The following is a 14,758-nucleotide window of genomic DNA, read 5'->3' on the forward strand; positions in this document are numbered from 1 at the left end:
ACTATTCCGATAAAAATACAATGTTTTTGACTAATAAGAAAAGTTCCTATTTAAAGATAGGTTCTTTTCTTATTAGTCTCCCTTCAATGCCTTTAATGGCAACGAGGTTACATATCCAATATACGAGAATAATTCTTTAAAGAAGAATGGTATTTCTGTATCTAACGTTTTATATGCTGATGTCGGCGTTGGTGAAGCATACGCTTCAATATTAATATGTTTTGCGATTCTCATTGCGCGTTTCATATGAAGTGGATCACTTACAATCGTGTATGTGCGTATTCCGTTCTCTATTCCAACTTCCTTCGCATTCTTTAAATTTTCTTCAGTGAAAAGGGATTTTGTTTCAATTAAAATATCTTCGTCTTTTACACCTTGTTTCATTGCATATACTCTTGCAGTACGCGCTTCCTCAAGCTCTGCCTCGAACTTTGTACCACCTGTAAAAATAATCTTTTTAATATTTCCGTTCTTATATAAAGAAATCGCATGATTAATTCTTTCTTTAAATACAGGAGATGGTTTTCCGTTCCAAGAAGCTGCTCCTAGTACGATACCAGCATCCGTTTTCACGCTATCATCTGTTTTAAAACGATAACTCCAAATATCGTAAGCTGCATAACTTACATATAAAATAGCAGAACAAATCATTAGTAAAAATACTTGAAAGATTCGTCTTTTCTTACTCTTCTTATTTTCTTTCATTTGTAATTGCCTCCGTACATCATCCATACTTCTATAAAAAAACATTTATATCAAATCGTTTTGTTTGAGTTTATTTAAAAGAAGGAACTTTACTTGTTATTTATGTATAAAAGGGTTTTCATTTAAAATTGAGGGTTATCAATTCATTTTCATTTGCGGTTTTCATTACATGTTTTAAATTCATAAGTTTATTACCATACAACTACATTGTAACGAATTTTTTCTCAGAAGGGAACGATGAAACAAAAGAAATTAAAATAAAGTAGCATTTTGTAAGAAAAAAGGTATATTTTTCATGCCTTACGAACAATATACCTTTCAAAACACGAATTATAGCTTTTCTTTATACAACTCTAATTTTTCTAACAATTGTTCTTTCACGTCTGGCCATTCACTTGAGATAATACTGTACACAACTGCATCTCTCACATAACCATTCGGTAATTTTCTTTCATTTCTAAGCACACCCTCTTTTACTGCGCCTAACCTTTCAATTGCTCGTTGTGCTTTTTCATTTCTTGCATCCGTCTTAATTTGTACCCTGAGCATATGGAGTTTTTCAAAAGCATACTGGAGAAGCATATACTTACACTCTGTATTTATACTCGTACGCTGGACACTTGGATGATACCACGTTTGTCCTAACTCGACTGTTTTATCTTCTACCGAAATATTATATAGACGTGTACTTCCTACAATCTTATTCGTCTGTTGATCCACTACAACGAAAGGTATTTGCGTACCTTTTCCATAACCTTGTATCGCTTTTTGAACATATTGCTGCATATCTTGCACACTATCCATTTTAGAGATTAAATACGCCCAAATTTCCCGATTTCCTTCTACAATCGAAAACAAAGTTTCGACATCATTACCATCCATTAACCGTAGCTTTGCTCTTTCGTGAATGATTTCCATTTGTAAGCCCCCTTTTTCTTACTATATCACAGAAATAAACATTTAATTATATAGATATTAAAACATTAACGCTAACTTTTAAATGCACTTAAAATTCAAGTTTTAATACCTTCTTACATAATAATCCGTAAAAGCCTGTAACAAATACCGTGTCCATCCCATTATATCAAGCTACATTTATATTGGTTTCATTTCATGTAAGGTTTTTCTTTTTCTAAAGGTCTAGTGTGCATTATTGAAAGATTTGCACACCAAAAACGCTATTATTTCTACAAAAAGATTATTTTTTCAATTTGGTAGTATGGATAATTTTGGATTACAACCGAAAAATACTATATAATAATAAAGTGAAAGTTTTACAGTTAATTCATATGGGGTAAATGGGAGGATATAAAAATGCTAGATCAAATTACTTGGGGAACGCCAGGCAGCTTATTATGCTTAGGATTCTTTTTTGCAGGATTAGGAATTTTCTTAAGAAGTATTACGTCATATTCGAAAAACAAATAAAACATCAAAACAGTGTACATTTTAAAGTATTTACTTGATAAAAACACTAAACAAAAGAATCCTTCCTTTTATAGAAGGATTCTTTTTTATACTTTTCCCCTTTTTAAAGTAACAAATAAGCAATCGGCGTAATGATAAGCAATGTTAATATCGTTCTTTGTACGTACAGAATAATAAGTTCTGATACTTTTAACGGAATATCTGTCGATAAAATACATGGGATGGATGCTGAGAAAAACAATATAGATGATACCGAAACAACCGCAATGACAAACTTTGTCACAAGTGGTGCACTAACTACTAATAATGATGGTAAAAACATTTCCGCAATACCGACGGATGCCGCTTTAGCAGCTAAGTCTGCTTCTGGCAGTTGTAAAGCCCATGTAAAAGGATAAAAAATATAGCTGACCCAATCAAATATTGGTGTGAACTTCGCTAAGACAATACCAATTAACCCTACAGACATAATAGATGGTAAAATTCCCATCGTCATGATAAAACCGTCTTTTAAGTTCACTGCAATATTTTTTATAATACTCGGTGCAGATTTCGATACTTCTAGCGCATCTTCCCAAGCACGCTCTAGCATTTTCTCCTTATAAACGGGCTCTGGGAACCCTTCTTCTGTTACATATGTATCTGGTTTTCTACTAAGGGGTGGAAGTCTTACGGTGATAGCAGTTACGATGAATGTTACAACGAGAGTCGTCCAAAAATAAACATTCCATAAATGCATGATGTCTAATGTTTTTGCGATGATGATCATAAATGTTGCGGATACTGTAGAAAATCCTGTAGCGATAATGGCCGCTTCTTTTGTCGTATATTTTCCTTCTTTATATACGCGATTCGTAATTAATAAAGCCAGTGAATAACTTCCCACAAAGGATGCAACCGCATCAATTGCTGATCGTCCAGGCGTTTTCCATAACGGCCTCATAATCGGACGGCAAAACGTACCGATAAATTCAAGTAATCCATACCCGACTAATAATGCTAAAAAAGCCGAACCAATCGGAACGAGTAAACTTACCGATATTACTAGTTTCTCATACAAAAACGGCCCAACATCTGGCGCAAAGAACCAAGCTGGCCCTACTTTCAAACAATATAATACACAGAAAACGACGCCAACCACTTTTAAAATCGAAAAGCAAATATCTACGATAGATGTATTCCATTTTTTCGTATAAAACGGATAAATTGCACCCATTACCATAACGAGTAGTGCGTAATAAGGTACGGCGCTCGGAACCGAAGCTCTAATCCACGACACGATATGATCAATCATTATGGAAGAAGCACCGTTTATCGTAACCGGTACGAAAAACATAAACACCCCAACGAGACTAGCAAGTATAAACCGAAGAATGATGCTCTTCTCACTCCCTGTCTTAATTACATTCCTTTTTACTTCAATTTCACTCAAAATTCGACACCTCCTATTTATCTAAATATTCTGTATAATTATATTGAATTCCTTCTTTCATATTCAAATATGTAAACAGATTTTAGACATCGATTGTTTTATCTGAATAAAAGAATTAAAATAACCATAATAAGGATATTTCAAAGGGGCATATAAACTATGAAAAAAATAAATATTAATCATGAAAAAACATTGCTCAAAAAGAAAATTGTAAAAAAAACTCAACTGCAAGCTGCTAGAGGTCTTGGATATCTAGTTGCCCAAGTAGTTAACTTAAAAATAAATCAAGTTTTAAAAGACAGTGAGAAGAAATAAGAAAAAGCGTAGAAATTCCTACGCTTTTTCTTATTTCTTTTCAACTATATTATGCTCTTCTGAAACATACTATGTCCATCCGTACTACCGACATATTCAAAACCACATCGCTTATAGAAATCATTCAACGTAACATTATGCCCTACACAATCTAGTTTTAAAAACTCTTTGTCATGTTGTACATTCTCTTCTATCCACCGTAACATCCATTCTCCGATTCCGTTCCCCTTATACTTCCGATTCACCGCAAATCTATGAATATATAATGAATTAGAAACTTCCTCTTTACCAAAAATATATTCATCCCATTCATTTTGTTTAGGAGATACTGTGACTGTACCGATAATTTCATCTTCTTTCGTAACCACATATGTATATTTCTCTCTTATACCTTCTAATATTTCAGCCGTAGCTTCTCCTCCTAAAAGGTACTGCCACTGGTCCACTTCTTTATGTTGTAGCCATTGTGCTACTTCTTTTAATAGAGTAATAATGTTATCGCTTTCCTCTTCAGTAGCGGTTCGAATTGTATATTCTTTACTTATAGTTCTCTCCATATTGCGTTTCCCCTTTCAAATTCCTACTATACTGACAAACGTGTTCTACCGTCATTTTCGTCTGTAACATATTCTACATAAAACCCCTGATTTCGTGCGTTTTCATACATCAGTTCAATCGCTTTTTGGTCTTTCGCATAAATTTGTATGTATTGACCGTCCGCCACTAATACGACTATCTCACACTTACTTTCCATAAACTCTTCATATGTTTCAATATCTAGTACTATTTCTCCTTTGGGATATGCTTTTAAATCTGCAAAAATAAGATAATATATGTTATCTTTAACTAACCTTTTTAACTCTAATCCTTCCACTACACTTGGTTCCTCTGGAAATAATGCCTCATCCAATCCACCACGCGCTATTAAGTAGGACTCCTCATTCCCCACTCGCCAATTAAATGAAGCAATATTGATTGGCTTTAACACTTTCCAAAGTAGATTGTCATTTGCATGTCCATCTAGAATATCTACCGTAATTCCTCTTTTCATTTATTTTCTCCTTTCCTCTATATTTTCGTTTTTGTGTTATACATTCATTATATAACACCATTAATTCCTACTTTTAAATATCTCTTCTATGCTACTTAGCTTACATCTAAACAAAAAAACGCTTCACTCATAGTGAAACGTTTTTATCTTTTATGCCTGTAATTCCGTTTTATGTCCCTTTACTGCACTACGTTTTAAAGCAGTCGCTAAAATAATAACGATACTTACCGCACCAAGCCAATATTTAGCTTCTTATATGGCATCTGCTCATATTGGTGTCATTCAGCAATGGTTAAATAGTGGCCAAAAAGAAACACCAGAGGAAATTGCTCGTATTTTATCAACAATCGCAGTTCATGGACCTTTTTATGCAGCTGGCTTAAAGAAGTGAGTTATTGCAAAATAAAAAGATCATCCACTATTTATAGCGGATGATCTTTTACTTCATTACAACACTTCAATATACCCTTCTGTTCCATGTACTCGTATTCGTTGCCCATCTTTTATTAATTTCGTAGCATTCTCTACTCCAACGACTGCCGGTAATCCATATTCCCGTGCAATAACCGCCCCGTGAGTCATAAGTCCGCCGACTTCAGTGACTAGTCCTTTTATAGATACAAATAATGGCGTCCAGCCAGGGTCAGTAAAAGCTGTAACTAATATATCTCCCTCTTCTAAATTCGCTTCTTCCATGTTTAAAATAACGCGAGCTCTCCCCTCAACTACTCCAGAAGAAACAGGCAGACCTGCAATCGCGTCAGCTGGGAGGTTTTCTCGTTTATATTTACCTGTAATGATTTCTCCATCAGACGTCATTATACGAGGAGGCGTTAGTTTTTCATATAATTTATAATCATTTTTTTGTTTATGAATAAGCTCATAATTTAGTTTCTTCGTGCGAACAACTTCGTGAAGCTCTTCAAAAGTTAAATAGTATATATCATCAACTTCATGAATGACACCGCTCTGCACAAGTTGCTCAGCTTCTTTTAGTAACGCCTGCTTATATATGAAATAACGATTAATCATACCGTATTTCGGATATTCACGATAGCCGATAAAATTACGGATATTGCAAATCATTCGCTTCGTTTCTTCTACTTTTTGTTTTCCATCCGGCAATTGCTGCAATCGATCTACTAACTCTTCTTCTTTTTTCAAAGCTTCTTGCAGTCCTTCTTCAAATTTCCGTTTACTTGCACCATATTCAAAATCTCTTACATTATTTAAAATCATCGGGATAATGGTTGTTGGCTTCTCACTCCAGCGCGTTTTCGTAATGTCGATTTCTCCGCTACATCTCATTCCGTATTTATTTAGAAAAGCATCTATTGCCTCTCGAGCTTTTTCCCCGTCTTTAAACTGAACGAGTTCATCTAAAAAGCTATCATTTTCTACATGTTGTAAATACGCAATAACTTCTTCGTACGGCCGAATCACATCAGCAACTTCCATTAATGCTAAACCCATTTCCGACGTAATATTATTTTGCACCGATTGAGAAAGGGTGTCCGCTGCATTCTTTTCGCCCAGCCATTGCTCCATTTTTTCATTGATCCATGTTGAAGCATTCATACCTGCCATAATAACTGCTATACTTTGTGGATTAAACAATACTTTCTTTAATTGCTGAATATCTTCCAAAATAAAATCAAGTACGTCCACTCCTGATTTCAGTTGCATATTTTCTTTTAACTCTTCAAGTGATGCTTCACTATTCTTTATTAATTCCGTAACGATTGCTGGATCATTTTCGATTTCTGGTTGCAAACTTACTGGTGGCTTACTTTTACTAGCACTCTTTTCCGTTTCTTCATCCGGTAACAATGTAATAAAATTATCTCGCTCGATTATAGTCGTTAATGCATCTCTTACGAGTGGATCTGATTTTCCTAAAGTATTTATTAAATAATCTCTGCTAGCAGGTGAAGCTAATTGTTGCGTAGCATCAACAAACAGCCGTCCTCCCGCTTTACGCATAGGAGCATTAGTCGTTAACAAGAAAAAAGATAACCCTAGTGGTTTCATCTCATCGCATCAGTCATCATTTGTTGATGACCAACTGATATATACACATGATTTTCCCCATCATTTTCTTCCGGAATTGGATATAAAGTCGTTATCGGCCTGCTTTGAACAATATAAAATGTATTACGGGCTAAACACCATTCAATATCTTGCGGACAGCCAAAATAAGCTTCAATCTGTCTCCCAATCTGTGCGAGTTGTAATATTTGTCGTTCAGACAATGTTTGAATCTTTTGCTGAGCCGAATTAATCTGTTTCGTCTCTGTTCCGCCCTCTTTTAAGGCATAGATAGCTACTTTTTTAGTTGAAATCACCTTATCGACGATTTCCCCCTCTTTTACTTTATAATTATCAGCAGAGACGAGTCCTGATACTAACGCCTCACCAAGTCCAAAACTGGCATCAATTGATAATATCTTTCGGCTAGATGTAATCGGATCAGCAGTAAATAGAATGCCCGAAGCCTCAGGGAAAACCATTTTTTGAACGACAACACATATAGAAACTTGATTATGTTCAAAACCATTTTGCATACGGTACATGACTGCTCGCTCTGTAAATAAAGAAGCCCAGCACTTTCTTACATGCTGTAAAATCGCTTCTTTTCCGATAATATTTAAATACGTATCTTGTTGACCTGCAAACGAGGCATACGGTAAATCTTCAGCCGTAGCACTAGAACGCACGGCATACGCGTGTTCATTTCCAAAACGTGAGAGATACTGAGTTACTGCTTCCACTACATCAGTAGGGATTTGTACTGCCATAATGACTTCTCTAATTTCCTTACTCATTTCACCAATTTGAGCTCGGTCTTCAAGTTTCAACTTGGTCAGCTGCTGCAACAAAGTTTGAAGCTCTTCATTTTGCTCGATGGCCTTTTCATATCCTACCGTTGTCACACAAAATCCTTCTGGCACCTGTATACCTTGAATGTTAGATAACTCCCCTAAATTCAACCCTTTTCCGCCGACGAGTGAAAGCTGCCCCTTTTCTATTTCCTAAAAATCGAGAACGAAAGAACTCATATAACATCTCTCCTTACTATGCATGTGTTCTTGATTGTAGCAGGAGTAAATGAGAAGAAACAGTCTATTTCGAATTTGATTTACATGATATAATTAAGTTAGGAAGAGATTAAATAATGCCCTAGTTGCATAATGAAGCAACTAGGGCTTCTTATTTCCTCTCAATTTTAAATTACAATTTGTTCACAACTAACTTCAATGTATTTCTGTTTTCCCCCTTTATTATAGGAACGCCATGAATTATCACTCACAATTCTTACCTCAACAAATGGTACATAACTCGAAATACGCCTTAGTTTAACCTCCTGTGAGCCTTTTCACAGGAGGTTTTATACATACATATATTATTTATAATTAACTCGTTCTCCTATTTTTCAAAAGCATATTTTGTGTCATAATAACGCTTTTTAGAATTTATATATACCTTCTAATTTTTCAAAAAAAGGATGATTGTATTGGAAATGAAAAAGCTTCAAGGAATGTATGATGATGTTATTAGTTTAGGGGAAAATTGTTATACTGCTATTCATCTAAAAAAATATAAGCTGCGGAAATATTCAGGTCCTCTAGATTGGTTTGTATCACCGAATCTTTCTTCTATCAACACATTATTGAAAAATAATTTCGTAGACTTTATGGATTTAAAAAACATGCAATCAATGCCGGAGCAAAATATTGTGTTTAATGATGGCGTGATACAACCTGTTTTTTCTCATATTATAAAAGATACAAAATATAACGTAACATCTTATCATGATTTCCCTGTTATTCCGAATGAAGATTGGTTCATCACATACCATGATTTCAAACAAAAATTAGATCAAAGAATTGATAACCTTTACGAAAGAATGCATAATTCACAATCCATTTTATTTGTTAGATGGGGCGGAAGCTTGACTGAAGCGCTTGAATTACAAACCGTTTTATCAAATATTGTTAAAAATAATTTTAAGATCCTTTTACTCTATCCAACAGGACTTGAAAATGAAATAAACAAATTAGAATGGGCGCTTGATCATGTTTTTCCCGTTCAAGTTTCAAGTAATTATCAAAACAAAAGAACTTGGTATGTCCTCTTAAAAGATATACACTTAAACTCAAAAAAATAATATAAACTACGACTTTAAAATCAATATTCTTTGTTTACATTTTATATAAATTGACATATCTCCCCCTTAATTCTAAGACTAAGTTATTGTTTTTTTGTAATCCCCCACTCATTCTTTTCTCAAATGCTCCAAAATGGATTTTCAAAATTAGGGAACTATAATGTCATATTGGAATAAATTAAGGGGGAGAAAAATTGGACAATGAAATGAATTATGGAAGTGATTACAAGTTTATTCCGGCAACTTCAATTGAAAGTGGCCATGGCATTGAAGTATTGCCTGATTTATTCTGTTACACGATTCAAATCGTCAACATCTGTTTTGTTGGACATCCGCATACCAATGATTTTATTTTAGTTGATGCTGGAATGCCTAAATGTGCAAATGAAATTATCTCTGTCACTGAGAAGCGATTTGGTACAAATAGTCGCCCAAAAGCAATTATTTTAACTCATGGGCATTTTGATCATGTTGGGGGAATAATTGAACTTATCAAGTATTGGGATGTTCCAGTCTATGCCCATCAATTGGAAATACCTTTCCTGACTGGACTACAAAGCTATCCTGAACCAGATCCAACAGTTGAAGGTGGTATGGTAGCGAAAATGTCACCTCTGTTCCCTAATGAACCGATTGATTTAGGAAATAACGTAAAAGTACTACCTGCAGATGGAACTGTTCCTCATATGCCAGAGTTTAGATGGGTGCATACACCAGGACACACTCCAGGTCATATTTCATTATTCCGAGAAAAAGACCGAACATTAATTGCAGGGGACGCTTTTGTTACAGTGAAACAGGAATATCTATATAAGGTAATTACTCAAGAACAGGAAATAAGCGGTCCGCCTCGTTATTTAACAACAGACTGGAACGCTGCTAAAGAATCCGTTATTAAATTAGAAAAATTAAAGCCTCTAGTCACTGTTACTGGACACGGAATACCAATGTCAGGTGAATTGCTATCAACAAGCCTCAACACACTCGTTAAGGAATTTGATAAAATTGCTGTACCTGATTACGGAAAATATGTAGATAAAAAGATACATTAAGCACAAGAAACTTTGGCTTTTATATTAAAGAATTAAAACGGCAAAAATTATTAAGTTTAGTAAAAAAATACTGTACTTAGGCAACATCTCGATTATAAGAGTGGAACGCCCCTTTGTGAATAAAGCTCGATATTCCGCAAATACTATCCATAGTATAAGCCTGCTTCTTACCCGGCTTGTACTTCTTACCATTTAAGGATGATTAAAACGGGTTACGCTATATAAAAGCATAACCCATTTTTAATGAAATATTTTATTCCATATACGTTTAAACAATGGAGGAAAATGATGAAACATATTGTTGCTTTATTAATTAAATATACAGCGATAACTGCAGTATTACTAATCATACTTAGTATCTTTACAGGCATTTCAATTCCTAGAGTATTACTAATTTCTCTTTTCCTTACAGGAGCTGCCTATTTAATCGGAGATCTCTTCATTTTACCTAAGTACGGAAATATGATTGCTACAATAGCAGATTTAGGCTTAAGCTTCTTTGGCATTTGGTTACTAACATCCTTATTTACTGATTTAGATGCTACTCGTAATATTGGACTTTCTTCATTTATAGCAGCTTTAATTATTGGTGGAACAGAAATTTTCTTCCACATTTATATGAAGAGGCTAGTATTGCGTAACGACAATGAATTAAGAAATCACAATCATATTCACCATGATAAATACGCTATGGAAATGTCAGATGAATATATGGATTCTTCCACAATAAATAAATCCAAGCTTAAGGATACATCTAAAAAATAAAAAAGTGGCCAACGCCACTTTTTTATTTTTGTTTATTAAGCTTGATCAGAGTTTCTCACATGTAATGGAGGTGGGACCACCCATCCTTTTTTCTTACTTAAACGTAGCAAAGTTACACCTGCCTGCGCTTTTTTCATATGAAATTGTCCAAATAACATGCCTACATCTTCTCGAAGGCATTTTCCCATTACTTGACTACATGTGACAAGTCCAGCTGCTAATCCTGTAGAAACAGCTGCTGCAATTTCAACATCATTAATACGCGCTCCCGGAGGAATGTCTTCGATAGATGCAACTGGTCGTTCTGGAGGAGCAGGCGGTAAAGCAACCCCATTAACTTTTAAAAGCGCCTTTAATTCTTCTATTTCCGAATTCATATCATTTTCAATTAAGCCTTCTAAAAACTTCTTCAAATCTTCATCACCTGTATGATTCATAAACACTTGATGACTTGCAATCGCACCCTGCGCAGCAAGAAGATAACTCCAAATATCAAATACCTCTCCGTAATGTAATGGTTCATTTTGAGGATTTCCACTTAATATACCCATTTTCAAATTCCTTCCTTTCGAAAATATCATAATAAATATTGATTTTAATATTAAAATCAAATTTTTAAGTATGCTTTTTCCTGCAAAAGATTTTCTACTATGCATGGAAAACACCTTTCCAACACCTTGTGTTTATTGTTTAGGAAAGTCGTTTACAAATTAAATACCCAAAGATTATGAAAGAAGATTATCAATAATCTTTGAGTGAGAATTCATTTACTATAAGGTTTTGTTTTTATACATACACAAAAGAAATTGATTTACATATCTACTATATTTTATGTCAATTCACTTAACGGTTCGCTCTACCACCAAGTTGTTGTTCAGCCATTGCTACTAAACGTTTTGTAATTTCACCACCAACAGATCCGTTTGAACGAGCTGTTGTATCTGCGCCAAGTTGTACACCAAACTCTTGTGCAATTTCATATTTCATTTGATTAAGAGCTTGTTCAGCACCTCGAACTAACAATTCATTACGACTTCCACTATTATTGTTTGCCATGTTGTTTCACCTCCGATGTTTTTAATATGCTTCGAGTTATGAAATAATAATTATCCTTTTTATGGGAATTAGATTATGAATAATTATTGAGTTTCTTCTTAAAAATAGAGCAAAAAACATAAAAAAGAAGTGTTGCTATACCATACTTTCATAACAACACTATGTATAGATTCCTCTTTACTAAAGATTTCTATTTTGTAAAGAAATACATATAAATTATGAAAAATGATTCCTAAGGAGATATGAGATGAAAGCTGTAACCTATCAAGGACCAAACAAAGTACAAGTTAAACAAGTGGATGATGCAAAGTTAGAAAAAAAAGATGATATTATTGTAAAAATTACTTCAACTGCTATTTGCGGTTCTGATTTACATTTATATCAAGGCAACATGCCTTTACCTCCAGGGTACATTATTGGTCATGAACCAATGGGAATTGTTGAAGAAGTTGGTCCAGATGTTACTAAAGTAAAAAAAGGTGATCGTGTTGTGATCCCCTTTAACGTTGCTTGTGGACATTGTTTCTATTGCCAACATGAAATGGAAAGTCAATGTGATAACTCGAACCCTCATTACGATTCTGGCGGGTACTTTGGTTACACAGAGAAATTTGGTAACCATCCAGGTGGACAAGCAGAATATTTAAAAGTTCCTTTTGGAAATTTCACTCCATTTGTTATACCGGAATCATGCGAACTTGAAGATGAATCCCTACTATTTTTATCAGATGTTTTACCAACAGCCTATTGGAGTGTAATAAACGCAGGCGTTAAGCGAGGTGATACTGTTATCGTCCTTGGTTGTGGACCTGTTGGATTAATGACACAAAAATTTGCTTGGATGCAAGGTGCTAAACGTGTAATTGCAGTGGATTACTTAGATTATCGGATGAATTATGCAAAAAAGATTAACAATGTTGAGGTATTTGAGTTTACAAAATTCCCTGATATGGGAGAACATTTAAAGGAAATTACGCATGGCGGTGCGGATGTAGTTATTGATTGCGTAGGCATGGATGGGAAAAAATCTCCCCTAGAATTTCTGGAACAAAAATTAAAATTACAAGGCGGTACCCTTGGTCCTATTCAAATCGCTACGAAAGCTGTAAGAAAATATGGAACAGTTCAAATGACTGGTGTTTATGGCGGTAATTATAATGCCTTTCCACTCGGGGCATTTTGGGTTAGAAATATTAATCTAAAAATGGGACAAGCACCTGTCATCCATTTTATGCCGGAATTATTTAAGAAAATAACAAACAAAGAATTCGATCCAAAAGAGATTATTACACACAAAATTCCCCTTGAACAAGCAAGCTACGGTTATCAAATTTTTAATAATCGTGAAGATGATTGTATAAAAGTCATTTTAAAGCCTTGAAAATATAATTCATTATTCTTAATGAAAAGATAAGATTACGAAATGTAATCTTATCTTTTTTATTAAAACACTAAGTATCTCCCCTATTTTCATCTCACATCGAAAATAGTTTTTTCAAAAAGACTTTGCATTTTAAGGTAAAAGTTTTTGGTAAAAAAATGAATTTCAGTATTAAGTAACCAATTAGCGGACACGATAACAATGTTAACTAACTTAAAAGAGGTGTACTTCATGTTTTATTATAAAGAGGAAATAATTAATATGATTAAGCCGGACAAACCAGATCCTGCTGCTGCAAAAGTTTTACAAGAAATATTAGGTGGGCATTATGGTGAAATGCGTACAATGATGCAATACTTTTTCCAAAGCTCAAATTTCAGAGGTAAAGAGAAGCAATATCGTGATTTACTTCGAGGTGTTTTTTTAGAGGAAATAAGCCATGTAGAACTTGTACAACATACAATTAATCAACTATTAACTGGATCTGGTGAACCTACGCCTGGAAATGCCGGTATTGACACAGCACCACTTGACGAAGCGGTTAAACATGCAAATCCTCATCACTTTATTGTAGGGGCACAAAGTTCATTACCTGTTGATGCAGCTGGCAACCCATGGAATGGATCTTGGGTATATAGTCATGGAAACTTAATTAGCGATTTACTAGATAATGTCGTACTTGAATCTACAGGTGTACTTCAAAAAACTAGAATTTATGAAATGAGTTCTAATCAAACCTTTAGAGAAACTCTTGCATTTTTAATTGTACGTGATAATGCACATCAAAATGCTTTTGCAAAAACTTTAGAGACACTTGGGGTTGAATGGGGCAAACTCTTCCCTGTGCCGAACTATGATATTAATAAATACCCAGAGTGCAGAAAGTATGTAGATATAGGATTCCATAACGCACAATTTAATTTCAGCTTAGATCCAACAAGAATGGGAGAAATATTCCAAGGTGAATCACCAAGTAGAAACAAAGGAACATTAGCAGTAACTGACCCGCCAAAAGGTTTTCCTGTACCAGAGCTTCCTGAAATGCCAAATGAGCATAGTCCTGGATTAAAAGATATGGACCTTTAAGATCATTATGGCCAACTATTTATTCATGGTTGGTCATAGTTCTTTATAAAAATTCATGTAAGCTTGTTGGTAATCTGATAGGATGTTTTAATATATCCCCTTTATTTAAAAGTGGTGTTGATCATATTTCTGCTCCTCTTAATTTTGTTTCTATGAACCATTAAACGCCACTGTATACTTATAACCTCCCTACTTCTATTCGCATATAACATCCCTATATTGTAAAAAAGAGGAGGGGCTTGTCTAATCCGTACCCTTTGTAAAGGACATTTTAAAAAAAGTTAGGCGGCATCAAGAAGATGATTTCTGTATTCAACAG

The 14,758-nt window shown here is 34.4% G+C and carries 13 protein-coding genes and 2 pseudogenes; 7 read left to right on the plus strand and 8 right to left on the minus strand.

The features are described 5' to 3' along the window. Positions 1–72: 72 nt before the first annotated feature. The 3 genes from PDQ33_RS17380 to PDQ33_RS17390 form a co-directional block, all read right to left on the minus strand. The gene (locus PDQ33_RS17380; RefSeq protein ID WP_016717896.1) at positions 73–705 is read right to left on the minus strand and encodes a YdcF family protein; all 633 of its coding nucleotides are present in this window, start codon (positions 703–705) and stop codon (positions 73–75) included. Between the two features lie 330 nt (positions 706–1,035). Next, positions 1,036–1,623: a GNAT family N-acetyltransferase gene (locus PDQ33_RS17385; RefSeq protein WP_000402574.1), complete on the minus strand. Its 588-nt coding sequence runs from the start codon at positions 1,621–1,623 to the stop codon at positions 1,036–1,038. Positions 1,624–2,236: 613 nt separating this feature from the next. Continuing rightward, positions 2,237–3,565, minus strand: coding sequence for a YjiH family protein (locus tag PDQ33_RS17390; RefSeq protein WP_262726692.1), 1,329 nt, complete (start codon positions 3,563–3,565; stop codon positions 2,237–2,239). 159 nt (positions 3,566–3,724) lie between these two features. On the opposite strand from PDQ33_RS17390, the gene PDQ33_RS17395 reads away from it, so the two are divergent. After that, positions 3,725–3,880 (plus strand): hypothetical protein, encoded by a 156-nt coding sequence (locus PDQ33_RS17395; RefSeq protein ID WP_270756327.1) that lies wholly within the window; start codon positions 3,725–3,727, stop codon positions 3,878–3,880. Between the two features lie 44 nt (positions 3,881–3,924). Here PDQ33_RS17395 and PDQ33_RS17400 read toward each other — a convergent pair whose 3' ends face one another. Both PDQ33_RS17400 and PDQ33_RS17405 read right to left on the minus strand, forming a co-directional pair. Next, positions 3,925–4,437 (minus strand): GNAT family N-acetyltransferase, encoded by a 513-nt coding sequence (locus PDQ33_RS17400; RefSeq protein ID WP_061130659.1) that lies wholly within the window; start codon positions 4,435–4,437, stop codon positions 3,925–3,927. Between the two features lie 26 nt (positions 4,438–4,463). Continuing rightward, complete coding sequence (locus tag PDQ33_RS17405; RefSeq protein ID WP_017561734.1) at positions 4,464–4,931, minus strand: DUF2691 family protein; 468 nt, start codon at positions 4,929–4,931, stop codon at positions 4,464–4,466. A 223-nt stretch (positions 4,932–5,154) separates the two neighbouring features. On the opposite strand from PDQ33_RS17405, the pseudogene PDQ33_RS17410 reads away from it, so the two are divergent. Then, positions 5,155–5,322, plus strand: a pseudogene (locus PDQ33_RS17410) (TetR-like C-terminal domain-containing protein); the annotation flags it as partial. A 56-nt stretch (positions 5,323–5,378) separates the two neighbouring features. Here the strand turns inward: PDQ33_RS17410 and ppsA are convergent. Further along, positions 5,379–7,960: pseudogene (gene ppsA, locus PDQ33_RS17415) on the minus strand (phosphoenolpyruvate synthase). A 476-nt stretch (positions 7,961–8,436) separates the two neighbouring features. On the opposite strand from ppsA, the gene PDQ33_RS17420 reads away from it, so the two are divergent. The 3 genes from PDQ33_RS17420 (at position 8,437) to PDQ33_RS17430 (ending at position 10,916) form a co-directional block, all read left to right on the plus strand. After that, complete coding sequence (locus PDQ33_RS17420; RefSeq protein WP_001997746.1) at positions 8,437–9,099, plus strand: DUF1796 family putative cysteine peptidase; 663 nt, start codon at positions 8,437–8,439, stop codon at positions 9,097–9,099. A gap of 194 nt (positions 9,100–9,293) precedes the next feature. Further along, positions 9,294–10,151 (plus strand): MBL fold metallo-hydrolase, encoded by an 858-nt coding sequence (locus PDQ33_RS17425; protein ID WP_076872849.1) that lies wholly within the window; start codon positions 9,294–9,296, stop codon positions 10,149–10,151. A 288-nt stretch (positions 10,152–10,439) separates the two neighbouring features. After that, positions 10,440–10,916, plus strand: coding sequence for a YndM family protein (locus tag PDQ33_RS17430; RefSeq protein WP_061130657.1), 477 nt, complete (start codon positions 10,440–10,442; stop codon positions 10,914–10,916). Positions 10,917–10,951: 35 nt separating this feature from the next. Here the strand turns inward: PDQ33_RS17430 and PDQ33_RS17435 are convergent, their stop codons facing one another. Both PDQ33_RS17435 and sasP read right to left on the minus strand, forming a co-directional pair. Then, positions 10,952–11,467 (minus strand): DUF3231 family protein, encoded by a 516-nt coding sequence (locus tag PDQ33_RS17435; protein ID WP_000512122.1) that lies wholly within the window; start codon positions 11,465–11,467, stop codon positions 10,952–10,954. A 292-nt stretch (positions 11,468–11,759) separates the two neighbouring features. Continuing rightward, the gene (sasP, locus tag PDQ33_RS17440; protein WP_000002844.1) at positions 11,760–11,972 is read right to left on the minus strand and encodes a small acid-soluble spore protein, SasP family; all 213 of its coding nucleotides are present in this window, start codon (positions 11,970–11,972) and stop codon (positions 11,760–11,762) included. A 247-nt stretch (positions 11,973–12,219) separates the two neighbouring features. Here sasP and PDQ33_RS17445 point away from each other — a divergent pair, with 247 nt between their 5' ends. Both PDQ33_RS17445 and PDQ33_RS17450 read left to right on the plus strand, forming a co-directional pair. Further along, positions 12,220–13,353 carry a zinc-dependent alcohol dehydrogenase gene (locus tag PDQ33_RS17445; protein WP_061130656.1) on the plus strand — a complete coding sequence of 378 codons (1,134 nt, stop codon included), beginning with the start codon at positions 12,220–12,222 and terminating at the stop codon, positions 13,351–13,353. 231 nt (positions 13,354–13,584) lie between these two features. Then, positions 13,585–14,439, plus strand: coding sequence for a manganese catalase family protein (locus PDQ33_RS17450; RefSeq protein ID WP_270756328.1), 855 nt, complete (start codon positions 13,585–13,587; stop codon positions 14,437–14,439). Positions 14,440–14,758 lie beyond the last annotated feature (319 nt).

Origin of the sequence: Bacillus cereus group sp. Bc031, from assembly GCF_027716265.1 — a bacterium.
GTDB classification, from domain to species: Bacteria; Bacillota; Bacilli; order Bacillales; family Bacillaceae_G; genus Bacillus_A; species Bacillus_A paranthracis.

Bases quoted from the DNA above. Each gene is read 5' to 3' on its own strand.
- PDQ33_RS17400 (WP_061130659.1), bottom strand. From the start codon at position 4,437: ATGGAGAGAACTATAAGTAAAGAATATACAATTCGAACCGCTACTGAA.
- PDQ33_RS17395 (WP_270756327.1), top strand. From the start codon at position 3,725: ATGAAAAAAATAAATATTAATCATGAAAAAACATTGCTCAAAAAGAAA.
- PDQ33_RS17385 (WP_000402574.1), bottom strand. From the start codon at position 1,623: ATGGAAATCATTCACGAAAGAGCAAAGCTACGGTTAATGGATGGTAAT.
- PDQ33_RS17430 (WP_061130657.1), top strand. From the start codon at position 10,440: ATGAAACATATTGTTGCTTTATTAATTAAATATACAGCGATAACTGCA.
- sasP (WP_000002844.1), bottom strand. From the start codon at position 11,972: ATGGCAAACAATAATAGTGGAAGTCGTAATGAATTGTTAGTTCGAGGT.
- PDQ33_RS17445 (WP_061130656.1), top strand. From the start codon at position 12,220: ATGAAAGCTGTAACCTATCAAGGACCAAACAAAGTACAAGTTAAACAA.
- PDQ33_RS17435 (WP_000512122.1), bottom strand. From the start codon at position 11,467: ATGGGTATATTAAGTGGAAATCCTCAAAATGAACCATTACATTACGGA.
- PDQ33_RS17405 (WP_017561734.1), bottom strand. From the start codon at position 4,931: ATGAAAAGAGGAATTACGGTAGATATTCTAGATGGACATGCAAATGAC.
- PDQ33_RS17420 (WP_001997746.1), top strand. From the start codon at position 8,437: ATGATTGTATTGGAAATGAAAAAGCTTCAAGGAATGTATGATGATGTT.
- PDQ33_RS17450 (WP_270756328.1), top strand. From the start codon at position 13,585: ATGTTTTATTATAAAGAGGAAATAATTAATATGATTAAGCCGGACAAA.
- PDQ33_RS17380 (WP_016717896.1), bottom strand. From the start codon at position 705: ATGAAAGAAAATAAGAAGAGTAAGAAAAGACGAATCTTTCAAGTATTT.